Consider the following 22,620-nt stretch of genomic DNA (forward strand, 5'->3'; position numbering starts at 1 on the left):
GCACGTTTTTCGACCCACTGTCCCACACCATAGCTGATCGCGGTACATCCTCCCAGTAAAAGCGGAACAGCAACTAGTTTAGGAATATTGATCGCCTGTCCAAATAGATAAAGTCCAGGGCTAAACAGAGAAGCTAGTTGATCGGTCTGTCGCAGCCAAGCACCAGAAAAGTAATAGTTCCAATTGCCTGCATATAAATAGTAATAACTAAAATAGCCAATCACTAAACCCACATACCCATACCGCAGAAACGTGGTTTCAGGCTTATTTAAGCTATTCCAATAGGTGCGTTCAGCATCAATGTCAATACATGGATTTTGGCAAGCTACACAAGCACTCTGCTCTTGACCATCAGGTAGTACAGTACGACACATTGACTGAGTAATAGGCTGAACATCCATATGGGCTTTGCTACTCAACAAGCCCCCTGGCTCACTATAAATACTTTGAACAGGTGCCATCGGACAAAAGTATTGACACCAGGACTTCCCGCCATAAAAATAACCCACTGCGATCGCAGCGGCGATCGTGAACAGCATCCACCCAGCAAGCACTAAGCGATCGGCGTTAAAAAATAAAATTCGCCCACACAACCCCACAAATAGCCAACCAAACTGTACATAAGGATAGTTTCGACCCAGCCACGAATCAGCGTTAACCTTCGCCAACTCGTAGCGCACCTTCCCAGTCTTCTTATTTTCCCGTTTAAATTGTCGTTGCCAGCCTAAAGCGCGAGGAATCTGAGATAAAAAAGATAGCGGGCAAATCCGCCGCCATAGCTCATGTCCAAACACCAATAAAATAAAGATTGCTGCTGGGACAATAGCTCCCCAGAAAATAGTCGTTCCCAAAGGGTAGGGTTGCTCAACTAAACATACCCCTTGCACCTGGACACAGTTATTGGGTAGCCTTAATGGACTCCAGGGATGATTGGGTTCGGTTAATGCCGATGTCCAGGGATCGTAAAATAGGGAAGCGATGACAAGCAGCCAGGCAATGGTTAGTATCCATCGAATCCAGTGCATTCGAGACTCTGGAAGTTGAGCAAACATAGACAAACCCTTGCTTTATTTGAATTAAACGTTATGTCTTATTTTGATCTAAGTAAAGCGATCAGTGGAGCGGTATCCTTGAGGACGTAAGGAGTTAGTCCTTTAGGGTAATCGCACTTAACTAAAAACTATGATAATTTTATATGCGATCGCTCCTTGAGAAACTAGAGTATTGACCCATCAAAGCAAAGAACACAGCCTACCTCGTGAAGGTAAATACCATGGACTGAGCATTTCTCACCCTTGGCAGGTTTAGACATAGCTCCACCCTTATATACAAGTAACCATAAGTTATCTCTATTAATTAATTCTATCGTAAAATCTTCAATTAGCTCTCTGAATTTTTCAAGCGATCGCAACACTGTTTCTTCTCTTGGTTCATAGCCCAACATATCCCAATAGTGTTTGGCTTTAGCTGAATCTACCGCCCGTAATAAAAATTTTTTTTCTGCTTCAAAATTCTCGATTGACCAGGGCAATGCGCTTATATCGAAACCCATTATTCCGCGACCCTGTATAGCTTGGTCATGAGAAGCAATCCAAATCGCGAAATCGATTTCTGCATCCGTTTGGGCTAAGTGAGAAGCATTTATGGATAATACCTGGATGAATACATCAGTCAGTCCATTACTCATTCTCAATCTTTTGTCGGAATATTCTTCGTAACTGTAATTCTTTCTGTTTGTTATGCTGTTGCTCATTACTACCTCCAAGTAATCGACCTTCTGCAATTTTCTGCTTCGCTTTGCGAGCTGCTGCAACTAAAATACCCTGCGATCGCATTTAACTAAAAACTATCTTCAATGCGATCGCACTACTCCACTCTGAAGGCGATTGATCGCAGGGGACGAATGTGTATCAATCTAAATCGTTAATTACTCCAAAAAATCGAGGTAGGCGATCGACTCACAATGTCCTCTAAGTCATATGTGTACTGTGACTAAATAAGATTTTGTAGTTGTCGCTGAAATCCTAAAGCCTAGTCATTTACCAAAACAGCTACTTCCTGATTCAGCTGAACCTTAAGGGCTTTTAGCTCCTAGAGAATATTTATAAAGTAAACATAAAAAACATTTTTAACGACCGCAAGCTCAGCGACCGAAACGCTAAGTTAGGGGTTTTCGGTTGGGTAGAAGAGAGCACGAATATCGGGACGAGTAAGAACGCGATACTCCCAAAGAGCATAGATGAACGAGACTATGCTAAAGACTATGCTAAAGTCCGTGACCCATAATGGTGAGATATAGGCACCAAAAACCTCAAATGTGACAAATATGGCGTGGGATTTCACTGCAATAACGGCAATAACGGGAGTGAATAAGAGATTAAGCCAGGTAGAAACGAGGGCGCAAGTTCGCCAGCCTGGAGAAAAAGAGCGCAAGCCGAAAAAAATAGGGAAGCCGAGAACGTTAAAGTCGAGGTAGAGGCTGGATCGGCTGAGATGGAAGATGATGTTGAATACCGCAATGATGCCCGAGAGCAAATAGACGATAGCGACAATGTTGAGAGCCATTGGAATTGTGCGTTCGTTCATAGGGGACGCGAGGAAACGCCTAACTGTTTAATATACTGACGTTTTCCAAATAACTACTTACATGGGGCATTTAAACAGAATATTTCAATATTATACTGACATTTGACCTATAACTACGATTTGTACTCATGTTCTTAATCGAGGTGGAAGGGAGTAAGAAGTTCACTATATCCATGAAAAACGCTAATCATTAGGATGCAAGAGAGCGATCGCACTTAAATGCGATCGCTTTTTTTAACTTAAGCCGCATCATTATCGTGTGCAAAGCGATTATAAAGAAAGTCTAGGGCATGGTTGCGTAAGTCATAATACTCAGGCTGTTCCATAATCTGATCTCGGTTGCGGGGACGAGGAAAATCAATATTCATAATTTCCCCAATCCCAGCAGCAGGGCCATTAGTCATCATTACTAACCTATCGGCTAAAAATAAAGCCTCATCAATATCGTGAGTAATCATTAATACTGTACAGCGATGATCGTTCCAGATTGTCAGTAGTTCTTCTTGTAATTCTTCTTTGGTGATGGCATCTAATGCGCCAAAGGGTTCATCCAAAATTAAAACTTCGGGACGAATAGCTAAAGCGCGGGCAATAGAAACCCGTTGTTTCATACCTCCAGAAATTTGAGTAGGTTTTTTGTCCATTGCCTCGCTTAAACCAACCATAGCCAGATGTTCCCGCACAACCGCCCGTTTTTCCCGTTCGGGTTTTTGGGGATGAACCGAATCAACTGCTAGATAGACATTATCAAATACAGATAACCAAGGTAAAAGAGCATAGTTTTGAAAGACTACCATGCGTTCTGGCCCAGGTTCGGTAATTCTTTTTCCCCCTACTGTAACCGAACCAGTCGTCGGGGTGGCAAAACCTGAAACCATATTTAACAGAGTAGATTTTCCGCAGCCAGAGTGACCAATGAGGCAGATAAACTCACCTTGATTAACAGTTAGATTAATGTTTTCTAAAACAGTATAAGGACCAGTCGGAGTGGGGTAAACTTTCGAGACATCAGCGATATTAACAAAAGAAGAATTTTGCGTGGAACGGGGTTGAAATTCTAAAACTTGTTGGTTGGAAGCTTGCATAAGTATAAAAAGGAATTAAGAATTGATAATTGAGAGTTAATAATTAATTATTTTGTTTAGCTTTTAAAAGTAGTTTCAAACTCAAAAAGCTAATAGCTAATAGTGAAGCATTGCAGTCTTGGGGGTTTCCCCTATGAGCAAATGCTGAACCCGAAGGGCTATTAGCGATGTAATGATTAGGCTGCAACAGAAGTTGGGGAATTCAAATGAACTTCAGCAATGGTGAAGTTGCGTTCAATACCTAAGTGATTAAGATACCCAATCGGATCTTCAGCATCAAAAGCAACGCCATCAAATAGCTGAATAGGACTACGACGATATTTGAGATCCCCTAGTTCTAATTCCCTGCTGGCAGTACTAAAGGTGCCGACGCGACAGACTCTCTCTAAGATTTCTACCCAGTTACGAGGAAAGGGAATATGTCCCCACCTTGCCATTTGGGTCATCATCCAGAGGTGTTCTGTTCGACTGGGACGATTCAAACCATCACCAAAGAACATATGGTGGGCATATTCGACATGTTCATTCAAATTACAACTGTAATTACTTGGCTCTCCCAGCTGGATATATTCTTCTTTGGTGGCTAAATAGTTGCGACTAGCTAGAATCTCGCGAATTTCTTGATGATTCTTGGTGTCGGCACAATAACGACCAGCTTCCAATAAAGCTTTAACTAGTGCCACATGGGTATTAGGATAGCGATTTGCCCAATCTTCTCTAACTCCTAAAACTTTGCCTGGATGTCCCTGCCAAATTTCCATGTCTGTGGCAACGGTAAAGCCATGTCCTTCCATAGCTGCACGGAGATTCCACGGTTCACCCACGCAATAGCCGTCAATTGTGTTTGCTTTTAAATCCGCTACCATTTGGGCGGGAGGAATGGTTTTTAGTTCTACATCTCGATCGGGATCGATACCTCCTGCTGCTAACCAATAGCGTAATAAAATATTGTGCATTGAGGAAGGATGCACCATACCCAAAGTATGTTTTTCGCCGTCTAAAGCCAGTAACTTCTGTTTGTATTGGGCAGCAGTAATTACCCCTTGCTCATAAAATTTTTGTGCCAAAGTAATCCCGTTACCGTTACGAGTCATAGTTAAAGCAGTGACTGTAGGTAATGGTCGGTTTTGATTACCTCCTGTGGTTAGCCAGGTGGGCATTCCTGCGGGCATTTGGGCTGCATCGAGATATCCGCCTTCTATACCATCAACAATACCGCGCCAACTGGTTTCTCTGACTAAACTAACTTCATCTAAACCATGTTTGGTAAAAAAGCCTTTTTCTTGAGCCACAGCGACAGGGGCGCAAGCAGTTAGGGGGACAAAACCTAAGTCTAAATTGACCTTTTCTAAGCCATGACGAGCAACAACGGCGATTTTCTTCGCCCGTACTTTTTTGATCCGTTTTTGCTGATTGAGGAAGTAAATAATTTCGCTGCGAAGACTGTAGTAACTGGGATGATTAACTACTTCCATGCGTTTGCGGGGACGAGGAATATCTACTTCTAAGATACCACCGATTTTGGAACTAGGGCCATTAGTTAACATCACAATTCGGTCAGATAACAACACGGCTTCATCCACATCATGAGTTACCATGACGGAAGTGATCCGATACTGTTCGCAAATTTGCATTAACTGTTCTTGCAGATTACCCCTAGTTAAGGCATCTAATGCGCCAAAAGGTTCGTCTAATAAGAGGAGTTTGGGACGAATTGCCAAGGCACGAGCGATCGCAACTCTTTGTTTCATCCCCCCTGATAGTTGTCCTGGAAGTTTATCTTTGGCATGACTTAATCCCACTAGGTTAATGTGTTCTTCTACTACTGATTTGCGTTCTGATTTAGAGCTATTGCCCATCACTTCATCTACTGCTAAGGCAATATTTTGACGCACACTTAGCCAAGGTAGCAAAGAGTAGTTTTGAAAAATTACCATGCGATCGGGCCCTGGTTCTTTAATTTTTTGTCCTTCTAGGGTGACAATGCCATCAGTAGGTAAATCTAAACCTGCAATCATATTTAACAGGGTTGACTTACCACAGCCAGAGTGACCGATTAAGGAGACAAATTCACCTTTTTTAATTTGTAAATCGATACCTTTGAGGGCGATATATTCACCACCGCCAGTCAAGGGAAAAACCTTATCAATTTGATCTACTGCAACAAATACACTCATAATGTTTTGGGGAATTAGGGAGTTAGGGAGTTAGGGAATAGCTAAAAGCTATCAGCTATCAGCTTTTAGCTTTTTAAGATTGTGGTGCGATTAATTTTTGAATATAGGCGATCGACCGATCTAAAATCAAACCCACTGCACCGATATAGATAACCGCCAAGATAATTTCACTGATATAGTTTTGCTGATAGGCATCCCAGATAAAGAAGCCGATCCCAACAATACCTGACATCACAATTTCTGCTGCAATAATCGCCAACCAAGATAAACCAATCCCAATTCTCAAGCCAGTGAAAATGTATGGTAAAGCAGAAGGGAAGAGGATTTTGAAGAAGAATTTCTTATTGGATAACTTTAAAACTCGTTTGACGTTGAGGTAATCTTGAGGAATCTGTTTAACACCTTCAGTAGTATTAATCAGAATCGGCCAAACTGAAGTAATAAAGATTACGAAAATTGCTGCTGGTTGGTTTTTTTGTAGTGCTACTAAAGCAATAGGAACCCAGGCTAGCGGTGCAACCATCCGTAAAAATTGAAAGATCGGGTCTAAGGCTTTATCTATCAGAGGATTTAGTCCAACTAAAATACCTATGCTGATACCAACAATTGCAGCTAGAGAATAACCTTGGGCAACTCGACCTAAACTTGCCATTGTCTGCCAAAACAAACCTTTATCTAAACCACCGCGATCGTAAAAAGGATAGAGCAATAAGTTTCTAGTTCTTTCATCTGTCCATAAGCTGCTAGGCCCTGGTAATCTCATTCCTGGTAACATAGCTACCACTTCCCAGACAATTAAAAAGCCTAGAATACCTATGATAGGTGGCAAAATATTGTGTTTATTTTTCTGCCAAAAACTAGCGATCGCATTATTGTTTTTTCTTTTATTTATTCTCGGTGTACTTACTGCCATGATGTTTATTACTCCTTTAATATTTATTTAGGCTGGGGAATATATAGGTGCAAGGGTTGCGCCTTGACTACACCTTTTTAATTTCTAAACTATTTAAATAGGCTTCTGGATTTTCGGGGTCAAACTTTTTACCATCAAAAAATGTTTCGACACCTCTAGATGTACTGGCGGGAATATCGGCAGTAAATCCTGCTTCTGTAGCAGCTTCTTTCCAGATATCTTCGCGATTAACACGATCGATAATCTGTTTGGCCGTATCGATATCGTCGATTTTACCTTTATGGAAACCCCAACGGATGCCTTCGGTTAAGAACCAAAGATCGTGACTCTTGTAAGGATAAGAAACGCTACCAATTCCATCTTTCCAAAACAGAGGACCCATCATTTTATCTTTGATATCTGGCTTGCCATCGCCCATTTTGTAATTGCTTTGATAGGGAGGTCGAATGATATCGGGAGGAACATTCAAGTAGTTTCTACCCGACACAATAGCCACTACCGCTTCGGTATTAGCAGGGTCATCGATCCATTGTTGCGCCTCCATCACTCCTTTTAACAAAGCTTTGGTAGCTTTGGGATTCTTATCGACCCAATCCGCTCGAATTGCTAAATATTCTTCGGGATGAAATTTCCAAATCTCGCCAGTTAAAGCTGACATAAACCCAATCTCGTCAGTGACAATGCGATAAGGCCAAGGGTCACCTGTACTAAATGCATCCATCGTTCCGTTCCGCATCCCCTGTACTGTTTCCGCTGACGGTACTGCCAAGAGATCGATATCGGTATCTGGATCGACACCACCTGCTGCAAACCAATAACGAATCCAAAAGTCTTGGTTAACTTGAGGGAAAGTATGGGCAGCTTTGAATTTTCTGCCTTCGCTTTTGGCATAACCTTTAACATAGTCGGCTGCACTAGAAATATCTAAACCCAGTCCCTTGCCTTGGTTTTTACCAGAGGTTGCAATCCCATTACCTTGAGTACTTAGTTGCGCCAACAAATACATCGGCAGTTTATTACCATTGGTAATAATTCCTTCACTAATTAAATGAGGCATAGGCATTTGCCATTGACCCCCATCAATACCACCACCTTCAGAACCAATAATGACGTTATCCCTGGCTGATGCCCAGCTTGCCTGTTTGGAAACTTGCACCTCGTTCATGCCATATTTAGCAAAGAAGCCTTTCTCCTGGGCAATAATTAAAGCTGTAGACTCGAGGATCGGAATATAACCTAAAACTACTTTAGTAGTTTCAGGGGTCATTTCAGGACTAAGATCGACTGGTTTAACTTGTTCTGTAGCCGCCTCCCCGCCTGGTTCAGGAGGATTGCCCACGCAAGCATTAAGCAATACAGCACCAGCAGCAGAAGCTCCCGCAGTATATAAAAATTTTCTTCGAGAAAAACGATTCATAAAATCTCCTGGCAGTTGATATAGATTCTTTGGCTGCCACTTAAGTTAAATTTCAATAGATAAAAATAAATTGTTATTCGCAATCCATTGGGTTTAATCTATATAAAAGATAATACTAGAAAGTTGACTTAGAGTACAAAATTTATAATCAGAATTTATAATTAAAAGCCCAACAATTGCTTATTGATTAAGATTAGTCCTTTCGGGGAGCTGAGTCGCTCTAATGTCTGAAAGATTGTGAGATCAGAGAAAAATGCTATTGTATTTGCGCTAGTTTTGAAGCGATCGCGCTACCAAAATCACTTGTTTTCAATTAATCGAAACAGGAACAACTGAGTGATTTGTTCATCGTTAAAGTTATCATCACTAATTAAGAGCAAACTTTTACTACCATCGGGTAAACGAGGCCCGATAGTCATACCTTCAAAGTTATCCAAGTAAATGCCTAAGTCTTGTAGATTAAATAAAAGTTTTTTGCGTAACGGCTGTATCTGAGCAATGTTACCTTTGAGACTCTCAATCTTCGTCGTATCAGTGGCATTCCCAATTACTACCTGAAAGATTTTTGCTCCTGCACCAGTAAAGCCATAAGTTCTTTCTAGGCTAAGGAAATAGCCTTCTGTTTGTAGTGCCACGAGTTCGGTTAGTCCATTAGAAATAGTTTCCACAGGGGCAGGATCGAGCAGATACAAATGTTCGGCAACAACTATCGGCTTGCCGACAGGATTAACTACATAGTGCAGAAAGCGGCTTCTGACTCTTTCTTCTGGATCTGAGGATGGAGATTGATCTTGCCGTAATGCTGATTCGGTAGCGGTAAAGACGCGAAAGGGATCTTGGGGTAATCCTGTCCGATTAATGGTTAGAGGTTCAAACGATAGGTTTTCTTGGATTCCTTGAGATTTTTCATTGACTAAATAAATTGATGGTAGAGGCAAATCGGACAGTTTTTTGCCTGTTGCGAGGTCGTATTCGGCAATGAAGGGTAGGATATTTTTTGTAGGGTTACCTTCGCTGGAGATAAAAACAGTATTTCTGGGAGAAAGAGTTAATCCTTCTGGGTCAATCTTGCCTGTGAGATATTGCTGACCATTTTCATCAAGCAAAATAGTTACCTTCTCTGGCTTAAAGCTAGCGATTTGAATTTGCTGATTAGTTTGTTGGACTTTTAATTTGAAAGTATAGAAACGAGCGGGAGAAAGATTGCCCCGATCATCGGAGAGGACGTAAAATAAATCTTGTTCCCGATTGTAGGCGATCGCCGATAATCCCCCAACAACTGTATCTTGAAATTCTTCTTTAGGGATCTCATGCTGGGCGACAAACTCTAAAGAAAAGTCCCGAAACATTCTTTCTTCAGCAGTTACTCTTTGAGGTAGGCTACAGGCACTAAGAGTCAAGAGCGTAAACAGCAGCCAAAAGCAGAAAATTTTCGAATAAAACCCAAAAAAGCGATCGCTCACGTCTTTATAACCTGAAAACCTACAGTATTTAATTTATCAGGATAAGGAAGACAGAAGTTTAGCCGAAAGTAACTGCGCTTGTTGACGATAAGCTACCGCGAGTAAATTGATCACCAGGCAGGTTGAGCCTAGACCAAACAAAATAAAGGTAACTGGGGTAACGATGCCGATCGCAAACCAGGTGGAGACATGAAGAAATAAAGCGCTTGCCAGTACTGTAGCTATTCCCTTCGACCAACGCAGTTTGGTCAATGATTGACCTGTCGCTATCAAAACTAAAGTGGTGATCGTGGTAATTAAATTAGCTGGTACGAGAAATGAGCAAATCTCGACACAATTTTGGCGGGAAAATTCAAACAGAGGTTGAAAATCAAACATGAATATTTTGAAGATCTATTAATCTGGCTAATTAGTTTGGCTATATCTTTACTATCCAGAATATCCTAATTGGATTAAAAGTTCCTCTTCCTCAAGGCGGGTTGTCTACTACTGTAACTTACATCCGCTAATTTTTTAGCTATATTTGCTGATAGGTTTGAGATTTTTTGGGGAAATATATGATTAGTTACCTAATTTGCCTTGAGTAGTACCTTGATTTATAAAATTAAAATAGATCGCAGTAGGTAGGAATTCTCTATGGCTGAAAGGGTTCAAAAGGTTTTGTCTCAGTGGGGAATTGCCTCACGACGCAAAGCAGAAACAATGATACTAGCAGGTAGGGTTAGCATTAATGGTCACATAGCAAAATTAGGCGATCGCGTTGAGCTAACGCAAGATATTTTGCAGGTAGATGGTCAACAAGTGCAACAGACTCATCGTCCTCAACTTTTATATCTACTGTTACACAAACCAGTAGGAGTGGTTTCCACCTGTGATGATCCTCAAAAACGTCCCACCGTAATCGATCTTTTGCCACCAGAACTTAGCCAAGGATCGGGAATTCATCCTGTTGGTAGATTAGATTTTGCCTCTAGCGGGGCTTTAATCCTAACTAACGATGGAGAACTAACGCTGGGTTTGACTCATCCTCGATATCATCTACCCAAAACCTATTTAGTCAAGTTGAATCGCTCTTTTAACCGAAAAGATTTAATTTGCTGGCGAACGGGAGTGATTTTAGAGCAAAGAAAAACCCTTCCTGCCAAAGTAAAGCTGGTTAAGTCAGATCGAACAGGGAAAACTCTGGAAATAGTTTTAACTGAAGGCAGAAATCGACAAATACGTCGTGTAGCTCAACAGCTAGGCTATGAGGTAATTGAGTTACATCGTGTGGCAATTGGTTCAATTACGTTAAACATCCCTAATGGGTCAAAACTTTCTCCAAGCAAGTATCGACATTTGAAAAAAACTGAACTTAACTTTTTAAGAGATTCTTTTAATCCTCAATTGCCCAAATTAACTGCACAGCCAGGGAGCGCAGTATATGACTAAACATAAGTTAACTACCGAACAACAACAACAGCTAAAAGATATTGGTACTAACCTCAATCAAATTCGAGTAGCACACAATATTTCTCTGGATACTGTCTCGCAGCAGACGTTGATTTCCCAACGATTATTAAAAGCAATTGAAACAGGAGATACTACTGAACTCCCCGAAGCTTTTTACATTCAAGCTTTGGTGAAGAAGTATGCTCAAGCTATTGGCGCAGAAGATGTTCATTTTGACATAGTAGATAATTCTCCTGCTGTCACTAATTCAGTTAAAAAACATCGTCGTCAATATTGGTTTAATTTTCAGCTGCGATCGCTTCATCTATATTTGCTCTATATTATGCTGGTAATTGTCTCAGTTTCTGGCATCACGACTCTAGTAGAACGTCCCGTAATTGTCAATCAAGCTTCAGTAGACAACCCAGTTTTAGCTCCTGAAAGTAAAGAGTCGAAAAGTACTCCTCAAGTTGAGCAGCCAAAAGCTGCTCCTCAATTTGTCTCGCAATCGAGTAATTCGGCAACAGTAAGCGTGGGCATTAACCTACAAGAGCGTTGCTGGCTTAAGGTGATGGTGGATGATCGGGTGGCTTTTGAAGGAGTTCTTCCCGCAGGGACTAAACGTCAGTGGAGTGGGAAAAAAGAAGTCACAATTCGGGCGGGGAATGCAGGAGGAGTGGTGATCAGCTTTAACAATCAACAGCAGCAGGTTTTGGGTGCGCCAGGACAGGTGGAAGAGGTTACCTATACGGTTAATTAAAGTTAATTCAAGAGAGAGCGCATTATTTTAAAGGTTTAAAGCTTAAAACTTAGAACTGTTTAGAGCTATCTAAATATTCAATTGTCTACTTAAACTTTGGATATTATTTTAGATAACTATTTTAGATAACTGATGATCATTTATTTATTCTGGAGGTATTCTGGGAAATATTATAGATAGGTAATAGATAATTATGAACACAGCATCTCAAGCGATCGCGAAGGAGGCGTTAACTAATCCTCAGGGATCATCCACAGGCATCGCTTTTGACTATATCAATCTCGGTTCTTTACCTGAAGTTTGGCGATTAACTGCGGATAAGTTCGGCGATACGATTGCCTTACAAGATCCTCATGCTAAACCAAAAGTAGCAATTAGTTATCGGGATTTAACTAAGCAAATTGAACAGTTTGCCTCTGGACTCCAGGCTGCCAACATTCAGCCTCAAGCAAAGATAGCGCTGTTTGCTGATAATAGTCCCCGTTGGTTTATTGCTGACCAAGGAATTATGACATCAGGAGCAGTTGATGTAGTGCGTTCTGCCAGCGCAGATTCACAAGAATTGGCATATATTTTAGAAAACAGCGACAGTACCGCTTTAGTAGTTGAAAATTTTCAGACTCTTAGCAAACTGAGTTCAAACCTAGACAAATTGCCGATTGATTTAATAGTTCTGTTGAGTGATGAAATTCCCGAAGATTCTCAGATCAAAACGCTCAATTATCAACAGTTAATGACATTGGGGCAGAATAATCAACTCCAGCCTGTAGAGCAGCATAAAAATACACTTGCCACTTTGCTTTATACCTCTGGGACAACGGGAAAACCTAAAGGGGTGATGCTGACTCACGGTAATCTTTTACATCAGGTTAACTACGTCAAAACAGTTTTTCAACCCCAGCCAGGCGATACGGTTCTCTCGATTCTGCCCAGCTGGCACGCTTATGAAAGAGCGGCAGAATATTTCTTTTTATCTCAGGGAGCAACTCAGATCTACACTTCAATCCGCTATTTTAAGCAGGATCTCAAGGAGTTTCAGCCAACTTACATGGTAGGAGTACCTCGTCTATGGGAATCTCTTTATGAAGGGGTACAGAAGCAATTAAGTGGACAGTCTGCCTCACAGCAAAAGCTGGTCAAGTTTTTTCTCAAACAGTCAGAGCGCTATATTATGGCGCAGAGAATTGCCAATGATACGAGTTTGGAACATTTTGAGACCACAACTAGGGCAAGAGCGATCGCTAAAGTCAAAGCGGCCTCTCTCTATCCTGTTCACACTTTGGCAGATAAGCTGGTATATCGTAAAATTCGCGCGGGGATCGGCAACATCAAGGCTGTATGTAGTGGTGGTGGTTCATTAGCAAAATATCTTGATGATTTCTATCAAACTATAAATGTCGACGTGTTTGTCGGTTATGGATTAACAGAAACTTCCCCCATCACCAATGCTCGTACTCCCTCTCATAATGTACGCGGTTCGGCAGGTAGACCCTTACCCGAAACTGAAATCAAAATTGTCGATGCTCAAACTAAACAAGATTTACCTCAAGGGGAACGAGGACTAGTTTTAATTCGCGGTAGTCAAGTAATGCAGGGCTACTATCAAAATCCTGAAGCTACAGCAAAAGCTATTGATGATGAAGGCTGGTTTGACAGCGGAGATTTAGGCTGGTTGACTCCTTATGGAGACTTGGTGTTGACGGGGAGAGCTAAAGATACAATTGTCTTAAGCAATGGTGAAAACATTGAACCCCAACCAATTGAGGATGCCTGTGTTCGGAGTGTCTACATCGACCAAATTATGTTGGTAGGTCAGGATCAACGAGCTTTGGGTGCGCTAATTGTGCCTAATTTAGAAACTTTGCAACAGTGGGTAACAGCGCAAAACTTGAATCTTCAAATACCTGAACTTAATACTTCCCCAGAATCAATGGGCAAAAACGATCTTTATAATCCAGCAATTATTAATCTATATCGCGAGGAATTAAATCGTGAAATCAAAAATCGTCCTGGCTATCGCGCCGATGATCGCATTACTGATTTCCGTTTTGTTACCGAACCTTTTTCTCAGGAAAATGGTACGATGACCCAGACTTTCAAAGTCAAACGCCCTCAGATTATGGATAAATATCAGTCTCTAGTTACGGAAATATTTGCTGATTAATCTGCCTGTGAGCTGGTAAATTAGTTTTTTCCTGGTATTGAGCTAAATTAATAAACCCACAAAATACTGCAAACTAGGTTTTATGAGCTAAAACTAAAAAGATTAAAAATTCAGGGAAAAATCTACCGCGCTAGACAACAACCTGTAACCTTTAAGCTGCTGTCGAAATTAAGAATTAACGAAGGAACCGAAATTATGGATTATTCCAATACAAGTCTGCTATTAAAACGTCCAGTAACTGTAAAAGCTATTGTTACGACTCAATGGAAAGAAGAAGTAACTCAGCAATTGCAACAACAGGTTGCTGGCTTAGATCAGCAGATGCAGCAGCTAGAAATGCAGGGCAAAAGAACTATTGAAGAAATTACCAAGCAAGCAGGTGCTGCCAATCCCCAGGTGCAAAAACAAACAGAAAACATTCAAGGACAGGTTAACCAGAAAAAAGCCGAGATGCTGGAGAAAAAAAATCAGTTTCTACAACAGCTACAGCAAATTCAGCTTTTAGAGTTAGATCAAGAAGTTGTACAGGCACAAATGGAAAGCTTTTTTCGTTTGGAACAGGGGGACAATCTCGTTAAAAAATTAAATGTGGAAGTCGTGTTGAGAGATGGGGTAGTCGAAGAAATTCGTGGTGAAGTTTAAGTTTTTTAGTCAATCGTTGCTTTATGAAACAATTGCTAAAGTGATCACATCAAAAAATATAAACCTTCTTAAAGATTGTTGTGCTTGGGAAACGATACCCTGAAAATTAGAAGTATAAGAAGCTCGTATGTATTGAGGAAGCAAGTTGAACAATAAAGCGATCGCCCATCGTCCTGCTAAAGTTATTTGCTTGGGGGAAATATTATTTGATTGTCTTGCTGATGAATTAGGCAAGTCTGTATCAGAAGTTACGTCTTGGACTTCTTACCCAGGAGGCGCTCCTGCTAACGTTGCTAGTGCTTTGACCAAATTAGGTACTCCCTCAGCATTTATTGGCTGTGTTGGTAAAGATGATCCTGGCAAAGAGCTAATTCAGCTCTTACAGTCGATTGGAGTTGATATCTCTGGCGTTCAATACACCGAACAAGCCCCGACTAGACAGGTTTATGTTACTCGTACGCCCCAGGGCGATCGCACTTTTGCTGGCTTTGGTAAACAACCTGCCGATCGCTTTGCCGATGCCTATCTTCAGGCTAATTTGCTCCCTGTAGAATTATTTCTCGAAGCAGAATATTTGGTAATTGGAACTCTTGAACTAGCTTATCCTCACAGTAGATCTGCTGTATTTCGCGCTCTGAAATTAGCAGAAGAATATCATTTAAAGATTATTCTCGACGTTAATTGGCGTCCGATGTTTTGGCTAAATGAACAAGAAGCCTTGCCTCTAATTGAACAGCTTTGGTCATATGTAGACTTTATCAAGTTGGCAGAAGAAGAAGCTAGATGGTTATTTGAGACTGCCGATGCTGGAGCAATTTTCTATCGTCTTGGCTCTGTTGAAGGTGTGTTAGTGAGTAATGGAGCTGCTCAAGTGAGCTATTGTCTTGGTGAAAACGAGGGTAAAGTTAGTCCCTTTCCCATAGAAGTTATAGACACTACTGGGGCAGGAGATGCCTTTCTGGCTGGCTTTATTCACCAGCTCTGTCAGCGAGGACTACAAGAGTTATCTAACCCTCAAGTGGCTGATGATATTGTTAAATATGCTTGTGCTGTAGGTGGTTTAACTACGACTAAATTGGGGGCGATCGCGGCTCAACCAAGCCCGCAACTAGTTCAAGCTTTACTCGCAAAATTTTAGCTTCAAAATTTGGTTTCAGATTGTTTTCATAATATTTACCAACAAAGCTATAACTGCTGGGGATTTGTAGCTAGGGCAAAGCCTTTTGATTAAAAAATATCAAGAAAAAACATAAAAATTATCAAATAGTCACTTTAGTGCTAGAATACTCAGGCAACTTACTTTTAAATAGAGTTCAGTCAGCCTAGTTTTGTAGTGAAATACAAAAGCGGGGAAACCAATTTTGGGGCTTATTTCTACGGAAAATAGAAATGGACATCTCTCAGTCCTAGCCCGTCAGCTAACCTCGTCGGCATTGAGGGGAGATTGAAGAAGCAATATTCATCAATAGTATAGTATTGTTTTTATCACGATCCTTCGTTACTAACTGCTCTTTACCAAGGGTAGTAATCGTCAGTGTTTTTTACATAGGCGATCGCTACTCATAACTAGTTACTAAGGAGACTAATTATTATGTTTAAGGTCAGTGATCTTGTGCAACACAAGGTGACAGGTGCGGTTGGAAGGGTATTTGGCTATGGGTGTCAAGTATCAGGCCAGATCTATTTTATGACCCTTAAGGTCAAACCTATAAAAGGAATAAGTATTCAAGCCTATATCGAAGACAAAATGGACGAATGGTATTTGGTGCGACTTGATGACCCTGAGTCTAGAGCAAGTAATTTAGGTTTACGGCGACTTCAGCTTATTGCTTAAAACTAAATCATTTGATCAACAAAGTTATCAACTGCAAGCCTATTGCAGATGGTTTTAATAACTTAAATTCCCCAAAATATTAACTCCTAACAGTTAGTGAATCTTCATCTGACTGTTTTTTAACATACAACCAACAAACCCTAGTAAAATTTTTACATTAAATCTCTTCATGGACACAACAGTGATGAATTTGCCCGCAATAATTGCTGCTGCTACGTTTACGGTGGTAACTATAGCCATCTTGACGGAAAAGATGCATTTGACTACTGCTGCCTTTTTAGGAGCGTTAGTTTTAGTTTTTGCCCATGTCATGAGCCTTACTCAGGCAATGGAATATATCAACCAAAGTCATGCCACCTTGGCTTTATTCTTGGGCGTAATGATTTTGGTGCGAGCTTTTGAGCCAACTAATATTTTTGCTTATTTGGCGACCCAGATGGTTTTATTAGCTAAAGGTGAAGGCAAGCGTCTGGTGCTGGGGGTAATTGCCATCACTACGCCGATCTGTGCGGTATTGCCTAATGCCACTACTGTCATGCTATTGGCACCGTTACTGCCACCGATTGCGCAAGAAATTGGCATAGATTTTGTTCCATTATTAATTTTGATGGTTTTTGTGGCAAATAGCGCCGGCTTGTTAACCTTAGTGGGTGATCCCGCGACTTTTATTGTGGGAGATGCGATCAATCTAACTTTTAATGATTATTTAATGAGGTTAAGTCTAGGAGGGGTCGTCGCAGTTGCCTCGATTCTAATTATTGCTCCTTGGTTGTTCCGTGATATCTGGAACAAAAAATTGGGGGATATGGATAGTCTGCCTCATCCCAAGATCAATCATCCTAGAGTGTTGATGTTAGGAGGAATTTTGATTGCGGCTGTATTAACATTTTTTGTGATTGGAGAAACTTTACCCACCCCCATTCCTCCTGCTGCCGTGGCTTTATTAGGTGCGTCCCTGGCTTTAGTCCTGGCTAACCAAAGTAAAATCGATACAGTCCACAACATTCTTCGAGATGTAGACTGGAGTACTCTCTTATTCTTTATGTCTACCTTTGTGATCATTGGTGGACTAGAAAAAACTGGTGTTTTAGATAGTATCTCCACTATCTTAGCCGTGATCTTAGGTAAAAATATTGCTCTCGGTTCGATCTCCTTACTAGTATTGGTGGGTTTATTATCGAGTATTGTCCCCAATATTCCTTTAGTAGTGGCAATGGTTCCGCTGCTCAAACAATATGTGGTAAACGTCGGTTTCGCGGGACCAGAAATATTAAACCCCGATTTTACTGGGCAACTACCTCCAGAAGTATTGCCTTTATTTTATGCCATGATGTTCGGTGCTACCCTAGGAGGAAACGGCACATTGATGGGGGCATCTTCTAATATTGTGGCAGCAGGAGTTGCTGAGATTCACGGCAGTAACATTTCATTTAGCCGATTCCTTAAATATGGAATCCCTGTAATGTTAGTTCAGCTTGTGGCAGCTTCATTGTATGTTACCTTCGCTTTTCTCCTGTAATTAAGCAGACGTAAATAAATCTTGCGTTCTAAAAATTAAACAGTAAAATTAAACCCAAAATATCAAGATCAATAGTCATAATTATTATGTTGCTATGACAACACCTGTTCTAATCTTAATCGAAGTATTGATTGTGATTGGCTTGTCTCGCTTGATGGGACAGCTTTGTCGTACCTTAAAACAACCTTTGGTAATTGGCGAAATTATCGCGGGGATTATGTTAGGACCTTCGCTGCTGGGTCTAATTGCCCCAGATCTGGCAGTCACCTTGTTTCCCCCCGAAACAATTCCTTATTTAGACGTTTTGGCGCAAATAGGGCTAGTCTTTTTTATGTTTTTGATTGGCTTAGAACTCAATCCCAAATATTTAAAGGGACAGCTAGATAAGGCAATTTTGATTTCCCATGTCAGCATTCTGGTTCCTTTTGCCCTTGGTTCAATTCTCGCCTTATTGCTTTATCCATTGGTTTCCAGTCAGGAAGTTTCTTTTACTGCTTTTAGCTTGTTCTTAGGATCGGCAATGTCGATTACGGCTTTTCCTGTGCTGGCAAGAATTATTACCGAGAATAACCTGCAAAAAAGTAAATTAGGCACTTTAGCTTTAACCTGTGCTGCGGTTGATGACGTTACTGCCTGGTGTTTATTAGCAATAGCGATCGCAGTTACCCGAACTAATAGTTTTGTGGGTGCTATTCCCACCATCGTTGAGGCTTTAATATATATTGCTTTTATGATGGTAGTGGTGCGTTGGCTTTTGAAAAAGTTAGAAATTCATTATCAACGCAGAGGTAAACTAACTCCTCTGCTATTAGCGTGGATATACATGGGGGTAGTGGTTTCAGCTTTAATCACAGAATTAATTGGAATCCATTTAATTTTTGGTGCCTTTCTTCTTGGTGCAGTAATGCCCAAAAATGAAGGTTTAGTCCAAGAAATCGCCGAAAAAACCGAAGATTTTGTCATCATATTTTTATTACCTATCTTTTTTGCCTATAGTGGTTTAAAAACCCAAATTGGATTACTGAATCGCCCTATTTTATGGTTATTGTGTGGAGCAGTATTGACGGTAGCGATCATTGGTAAATATATTGGCACATATGTAGCGGCTAGAGTATCGGGGGTGGAAAAGCGGGATGCTTCTGCTTTAGGCTGGTTAATGAATACTCGTGGTTTAACAGAGTTGATTGTGTTAAATATTGGTTTAAAGTTTGGCGTAATTTCCCCTCTGTTATTCACCATGCTGGTAATCATGGCGTTGGTAACCACCTTAATAACTTCGCCCATCCTAGAGTCGATCTATCCTAAGCGCTTAATCAGACTTAATACCACCGATACAGAAATTGAGAGTACGGAAAAACAAGTTGCGACCTATAAAATTTTAGTTCCTGTAGCCAACCCTAATAGCCAAGCAGGATTATTACAATTAGCTGGGGCAATTTCAGGAGAGAAGGGGGCTGTGGTACATCCTCTTAGTTTGATTGAGCTAGAGGAGGATTATTTATATCAAAGCACTCCTGAAGCAGCAGATCAGTTGGTGACAAAACGACGTGAGCAGATCGAAAAAGTAGTTGATATTCTCGAACCTGAATCGATTAGAAAAAGTATTGTCCCGATTGTTGGTATTGCCCAAGATGTCGCGGAGGAAACTGCTGAGATTGCCACTAACGAACAAGCTAACCTAACTTTGGTTGGTTGGCACCGTTCGGCATTTACCCAAAACAGTCTAGGGGGGAGAGTAAGGCAGATTTTGAATAATGCCCCCACTGATGTGGCTGTATTTGTCGAGCAAAAACCATATCCTTGGCAATCTTTATTGGTTGCTTATGCTAATAATATTCATGATGATTTGGCTTTATCCTTAGGGATCAGAATGTTATTTAGCAATGATCAACGTCAATTAAAAATTATTCAGTTAGCCAAACAAGATCCTGATACTACAGGGATTAGTTCAGAATTATGGCAAAGTATCGAGACTTTACCTGAGTCAGTGCGATCGCGAATTGAAATTGCGCCGATTGAACCTGGCGATCCCATGCAAGCAGTTATTCAAGCATCTGCTGTTGCTGATTTAACTATTGTCGGCACCAGTCGTGCCTGGGGAATTGAACGGCAAACTGTAGGACGTTATACAGACAAGTTAGCTAAAGAATGTGAATCTTCAATTTTAATTACTCATCGCTACAATCAAGTCGCTTATCATATTAATTCTTTGATTGAAGAGGAGTTGAACAACTCAAGCGTCGTCTAAGTTCAAGTAAAAGTAAAATTTAAATAGAATCTCTCCGATTTAACGAGAAAGCATGAGTCATTTTAAGATCAAAACTCTATCATTTTATGTTATTGCGATTAGTAGTGTATTGTTTCTCTTTAAAATAGTCAGTACCTATGGTGAAACCAGACTAAACGCTGCTGCTGACATTAATGGCAGTTACCAGTTTGCCTCTGCCGAAAATTTACCCGATTGCTTACAAGGAAAACAACTCAATTTAAATATTGAACAATCAGGAGTTTATTTATTTGGCAATCTTGAGGTCGCGTCGCCTGGGGTTTCCCCAGGCGTTTATGACGAGCGTGAGGTTCAACCTAAATCTAGTCAAGGCAAGGGAATGAAAATTCCTTTTAATGGTAGTTTTGAAGATAATCAAATTATCATGTCTGGGCAAGGTAACATAGCCAATTGCGATTCTGAGGTGCAATTAACTGTTCAAGGACAGCACAAAAACGGAAATTTAGTCGGTCAAATCAATGATCATGTAGCCAAGACTGAAGGAGCTTTTTTGGCAAAATCTCAAAAATCAAAATTACCGTCAGCAGAATCAACCGAAGGATATTAGCAATAAGGGAACTCCCAAAAATAAAATATCTAAACTTATCCAGAATCAGGAAAAATATCAACTGTAAAGATGTTTAGACAGCAACTTTTTGCGCAAAGCCCCAACTGCCCTGTTCATAAAAATTGCTGTAGTGCGGATGGGTTTTAACTAATAGTTCCCAAACCTTGCGGACTTGGGGAGTAATTCTTTCTTCTTCAGGTTTACGCAAAGCCCATTTCGCATCAAGATGTTCCATTGTCCAATCGAGATCGTCAAAAATCATCCAACCTCCAGGCTGCAATAGCTTGTCAACCAGAAAAAAAGCTAGCCCAGTATTGTACCAATCGTGACCACCATCAACATAACAAAGATCGAATGTTCTCTTTTGTTCTTCAATCAGCTTCATTAAGCGCCAATTATAAGAAACAGGTTCATAGTAAAATTTAACTGTATCTAAATAACCACATTTTTCGAGCAATTCTTCTATATTGGGTTGACGTTTTTGTGCGCTGTGTAGATCTATAGATACAATTGAGCCTTCGTCTACTTCCTCAAGAGCAGCAGCCATATAGCAAGTAGATACTCCATGATAAAAACCTAATTCCAAAATGCTAGAAATATCATGTTTATGAATAAAGTCTTGCATGACCTGAGCTTTCTTCAAGGTCATATATGGCAAATCTTCAACCACTTGTTTTACTTTGATCAAATTCATTTAGTTGCTCTGCTATATAGTCAGAAGAATAATATCTAATTAACGGTATTTTACTAACGGCGTTGATTAATACGTAATGCTCTAAAATAACAATTTCAGAGTATTAAAGCTTAAATAATGCAAGTAGTAAACGAAATTGAATATTTAAGCAGAAAAGTTGATTCAAGATAGCAAAGAAAAAATATCTTGGCAAGCGTTCACGCTCAAAAGTAGATCGCTCTACTCGATCACAAAGTGAATAAGCTTATACCTTTTAGTCTTGTAAATGCGATCGCGATAATTTTTTTAAATATAACAATACCAATTTTTAATCAGCTAAAATTGCTCATTTCGCCATAAAAAAAGGGTAGGTTATACCCACCCTAAATAAAAGCCAATTGTCATCATCTAATAATCTTACTTATTTGGTTGAGGAGTCATCCGTAAATAAGGCTTAATCTCTTCAACTCCTTTAGGGAATTTTTGTCTTGCTTGGTCAGTAGGAATAGCAGGAGAAACTACTACGTCTTCACCATCTTTCCAATTAACGGGGGTAGCAACTGAATAATTATCAGTTAGCTGCAAGGAATCAATAACCCTAAGGATTTCAGGGAAATTACGACCTGTACTTGGAGGATAAGTTAAGGTGAGGCGCAATTTTTTGTTGGGGTCAATAATGAACACAGAACGCACTGTGACCTTAGCATCGGCGTTAGGATGAATCATGTCATAAAGGTCAGAAACCTTTTTATTTCCATCTGCCAAGATCGGATAGTCAACTTTTGTTCCTTGAGTTTCGTCAATGTCGCCAATCCAACCCTGGTGAGAGTCAGCATCATCAACACTCAAAGCAATTGTTTTAACATTACGCTTGTCAAATTCAGACCTAAGTTTAGCAACTTCACCTAATTCAGTGGTACAGACAGGAGTATAGTCAGCAGGATGCGAGAAGAGAACTACCCAGCTATCCCCAGCCCATTCATAAAAGGAGATTTCCCCCATGCTGGAATCTTGTGTAAAATCAGGCGCGGTGTCACCTAATCTAAGTTGAGCCATTGTAAAAACCTCGATTTCGTTTTAGAAAAGCAGTTCTTTATCTTCCCATGAAATGCTAGGTCTATA

At 40.5% G+C, this 22,620-nt stretch carries 20 protein-coding genes and 1 riboswitch; of the genes, 9 read left to right on the forward strand and 11 right to left on the reverse strand.

What is annotated here, in order from left to right:
- From C7B62_RS09995 to C7B62_RS10030, 9 genes are all read right to left on the reverse strand, one after another.
- Positions 1-1,052: 4Fe-4S binding protein (locus C7B62_RS09995; protein WP_146132081.1), on the reverse strand; the 1,052-nt coding region annotated here is incomplete at its 3' end.
- Between the two features lie 164 nt (positions 1,053-1,216).
- The gene (locus C7B62_RS10000) at positions 1,217-1,753 is read right to left on the reverse strand and encodes a hypothetical protein (RefSeq protein ID WP_146132082.1); all 537 of its coding nucleotides are present in this window, start codon (positions 1,751-1,753) and stop codon (positions 1,217-1,219) included.
- A gap of 410 nt (positions 1,754-2,163) precedes the next feature.
- A complete protein-coding gene (locus tag C7B62_RS25370) occupies positions 2,164-2,586 on the reverse strand; it encodes a hypothetical protein (protein WP_146132083.1) in 423 nt (140 codons plus the stop codon).
- A gap of 239 nt (positions 2,587-2,825) precedes the next feature.
- Positions 2,826-3,671, reverse strand: coding sequence for a nitrate ABC transporter ATP-binding protein (locus C7B62_RS10005; protein WP_106235423.1), 846 nt, complete (start codon positions 3,669-3,671; stop codon positions 2,826-2,828).
- A gap of 176 nt (positions 3,672-3,847) precedes the next feature.
- Positions 3,848-5,848, reverse strand: a complete 2,001-nt coding sequence (locus tag C7B62_RS10010; RefSeq protein ID WP_106235425.1) for a nitrate ABC transporter ATP-binding protein — start codon at positions 5,846-5,848, stop codon at positions 3,848-3,850.
- Positions 5,849-5,921: 73 nt separating this feature from the next.
- Positions 5,922-6,761 (reverse strand): nitrate ABC transporter permease, encoded by an 840-nt coding sequence (ntrB, locus tag C7B62_RS10015; RefSeq protein WP_106235427.1) that lies wholly within the window; start codon positions 6,759-6,761, stop codon positions 5,922-5,924.
- A 67-nt stretch (positions 6,762-6,828) separates the two neighbouring features.
- Positions 6,829-8,178 (reverse strand): CmpA/NrtA family ABC transporter substrate-binding protein, encoded by a 1,350-nt coding sequence (locus C7B62_RS10020; RefSeq protein WP_106235429.1) that lies wholly within the window; start codon positions 8,176-8,178, stop codon positions 6,829-6,831.
- A 299-nt stretch (positions 8,179-8,477) separates the two neighbouring features.
- Positions 8,478-9,641 carry an esterase-like activity of phytase family protein gene (locus C7B62_RS10025; protein ID WP_233219897.1) on the reverse strand — a complete coding sequence of 388 codons (1,164 nt, stop codon included), beginning with the start codon at positions 9,639-9,641 and terminating at the stop codon, positions 8,478-8,480.
- A 36-nt stretch (positions 9,642-9,677) separates the two neighbouring features.
- The gene (locus C7B62_RS10030; RefSeq protein ID WP_106235431.1) at positions 9,678-10,019 is read right to left on the reverse strand and encodes a hypothetical protein; all 342 of its coding nucleotides are present in this window, start codon (positions 10,017-10,019) and stop codon (positions 9,678-9,680) included.
- 258 nt (positions 10,020-10,277) lie between these two features.
- Here C7B62_RS10030 and C7B62_RS10035 point away from each other — a divergent pair, with 258 nt between their 5' ends.
- From C7B62_RS10035 to C7B62_RS10075, 9 genes are all read left to right on the forward strand, one after another.
- Positions 10,278-11,072 carry a pseudouridine synthase gene (locus C7B62_RS10035; RefSeq protein ID WP_106235433.1) on the forward strand — a complete coding sequence of 265 codons (795 nt, stop codon included), beginning with the start codon at positions 10,278-10,280 and terminating at the stop codon, positions 11,070-11,072.
- Positions 11,065-11,832 carry a RodZ domain-containing protein gene (locus C7B62_RS10040; protein ID WP_106235435.1) on the forward strand — a complete coding sequence of 256 codons (768 nt, stop codon included), beginning with the start codon at positions 11,065-11,067 and terminating at the stop codon, positions 11,830-11,832. Before C7B62_RS10035 ends, C7B62_RS10040 begins: the two co-directional genes overlap by 8 nt.
- A gap of 193 nt (positions 11,833-12,025) precedes the next feature.
- On the forward strand, positions 12,026-13,996 hold the full coding sequence (locus tag C7B62_RS10045) for an AMP-binding protein (protein ID WP_106235437.1): 1,971 nt from the start codon (positions 12,026-12,028) through the stop codon (positions 13,994-13,996).
- Positions 13,997-14,191: 195 nt separating this feature from the next.
- Positions 14,192-14,638, forward strand: coding sequence for a YlqD family protein (locus C7B62_RS10050; protein ID WP_106235439.1), 447 nt, complete (start codon positions 14,192-14,194; stop codon positions 14,636-14,638).
- A gap of 145 nt (positions 14,639-14,783) precedes the next feature.
- Positions 14,784-15,776, forward strand: coding sequence for a carbohydrate kinase (locus C7B62_RS10055; RefSeq protein WP_106235441.1), 993 nt, complete (start codon positions 14,784-14,786; stop codon positions 15,774-15,776).
- A 171-nt stretch (positions 15,777-15,947) separates the two neighbouring features.
- Positions 15,948-16,086, forward strand: a riboswitch (cyclic di-AMP (ydaO/yuaA leader).
- Positions 16,087-16,325: 239 nt separating this feature from the next.
- The gene (locus tag C7B62_RS25670) at positions 16,326-16,472 is read left to right on the forward strand and encodes a hypothetical protein (protein ID WP_158260660.1); all 147 of its coding nucleotides are present in this window, start codon (positions 16,326-16,328) and stop codon (positions 16,470-16,472) included.
- A gap of 184 nt (positions 16,473-16,656) precedes the next feature.
- Complete coding sequence (locus C7B62_RS10065; RefSeq protein ID WP_106235446.1) at positions 16,657-17,991, forward strand: ArsB/NhaD family transporter; 1,335 nt, start codon at positions 16,657-16,659, stop codon at positions 17,989-17,991.
- Positions 17,992-18,085: 94 nt separating this feature from the next.
- Entirely contained in the window at positions 18,086-20,239 is a 2,154-nt protein-coding gene (locus C7B62_RS10070; RefSeq protein ID WP_106235448.1) for a cation:proton antiporter, read from the forward strand.
- Between the two features lie 52 nt (positions 20,240-20,291).
- Complete coding sequence (locus C7B62_RS10075) at positions 20,292-20,825, forward strand: hypothetical protein (RefSeq protein ID WP_106235450.1); 534 nt, start codon at positions 20,292-20,294, stop codon at positions 20,823-20,825.
- Between the two features lie 73 nt (positions 20,826-20,898).
- On the opposite strand, the gene C7B62_RS10080 is transcribed toward C7B62_RS10075, so the two are convergent.
- Together C7B62_RS10080 and C7B62_RS10085 are read right to left on the reverse strand one after the other, a co-directional pair.
- Positions 20,899-21,519 (reverse strand): class I SAM-dependent methyltransferase, encoded by a 621-nt coding sequence (locus tag C7B62_RS10080; RefSeq protein WP_106235452.1) that lies wholly within the window; start codon positions 21,517-21,519, stop codon positions 20,899-20,901.
- 396 nt (positions 21,520-21,915) lie between these two features.
- Positions 21,916-22,554, reverse strand: a complete 639-nt coding sequence (locus C7B62_RS10085; protein ID WP_106235454.1) for a peroxiredoxin — start codon at positions 22,552-22,554, stop codon at positions 21,916-21,918.
- Positions 22,555-22,620 lie beyond the last annotated feature (66 nt).

It is taken from the genome of Pleurocapsa sp. CCALA 161, assembly GCF_003003995.1.
GTDB lineage: Bacteria > Cyanobacteriota > Cyanobacteriia > Cyanobacteriales > Xenococcaceae > Waterburya.

Bases quoted from the DNA above. Each gene is read 5' to 3' on its own strand.
- C7B62_RS25370 (WP_146132083.1), bottom strand. From the start codon at position 2,586: ATGAACGAACGCACAATTCCAATGGCTCTCAACATTGTCGCTATCGTC.
- C7B62_RS10085 (WP_106235454.1), bottom strand. From the start codon at position 22,554: ATGGCTCAACTTAGATTAGGTGACACCGCGCCTGATTTTACACAAGAT.
- C7B62_RS10045 (WP_106235437.1), top strand. From the start codon at position 12,026: ATGAACACAGCATCTCAAGCGATCGCGAAGGAGGCGTTAACTAATCCT.
- C7B62_RS10040 (WP_106235435.1), top strand. From the start codon at position 11,065: ATGACTAAACATAAGTTAACTACCGAACAACAACAACAGCTAAAAGAT.
- C7B62_RS10035 (WP_106235433.1), top strand. From the start codon at position 10,278: ATGGCTGAAAGGGTTCAAAAGGTTTTGTCTCAGTGGGGAATTGCCTCA.
- C7B62_RS10000 (WP_146132082.1), bottom strand. From the start codon at position 1,753: ATGAGCAACAGCATAACAAACAGAAAGAATTACAGTTACGAAGAATAT.
- C7B62_RS10005 (WP_106235423.1), bottom strand. From the start codon at position 3,671: ATGCAAGCTTCCAACCAACAAGTTTTAGAATTTCAACCCCGTTCCACG.
- C7B62_RS10080 (WP_106235452.1), bottom strand. From the start codon at position 21,519: ATGAATTTGATCAAAGTAAAACAAGTGGTTGAAGATTTGCCATATATG.
- ntrB (WP_106235427.1), bottom strand. From the start codon at position 6,761: ATGGCAGTAAGTACACCGAGAATAAATAAAAGAAAAAACAATAATGCG.
- C7B62_RS10070 (WP_106235448.1), top strand. From the start codon at position 18,086: ATGACAACACCTGTTCTAATCTTAATCGAAGTATTGATTGTGATTGGC.
- C7B62_RS10010 (WP_106235425.1), bottom strand. From the start codon at position 5,848: ATGAGTGTATTTGTTGCAGTAGATCAAATTGATAAGGTTTTTCCCTTG.
- C7B62_RS10050 (WP_106235439.1), top strand. From the start codon at position 14,192: ATGGATTATTCCAATACAAGTCTGCTATTAAAACGTCCAGTAACTGTA.
- C7B62_RS25670 (WP_158260660.1), top strand. From the start codon at position 16,326: ATGACCCTTAAGGTCAAACCTATAAAAGGAATAAGTATTCAAGCCTAT.
- C7B62_RS10065 (WP_106235446.1), top strand. From the start codon at position 16,657: ATGAATTTGCCCGCAATAATTGCTGCTGCTACGTTTACGGTGGTAACT.
- C7B62_RS10020 (WP_106235429.1), bottom strand. From the start codon at position 8,178: ATGAATCGTTTTTCTCGAAGAAAATTTTTATATACTGCGGGAGCTTCT.
- C7B62_RS10030 (WP_106235431.1), bottom strand. From the start codon at position 10,019: ATGTTTGATTTTCAACCTCTGTTTGAATTTTCCCGCCAAAATTGTGTC.
- C7B62_RS10075 (WP_106235450.1), top strand. From the start codon at position 20,292: ATGAGTCATTTTAAGATCAAAACTCTATCATTTTATGTTATTGCGATT.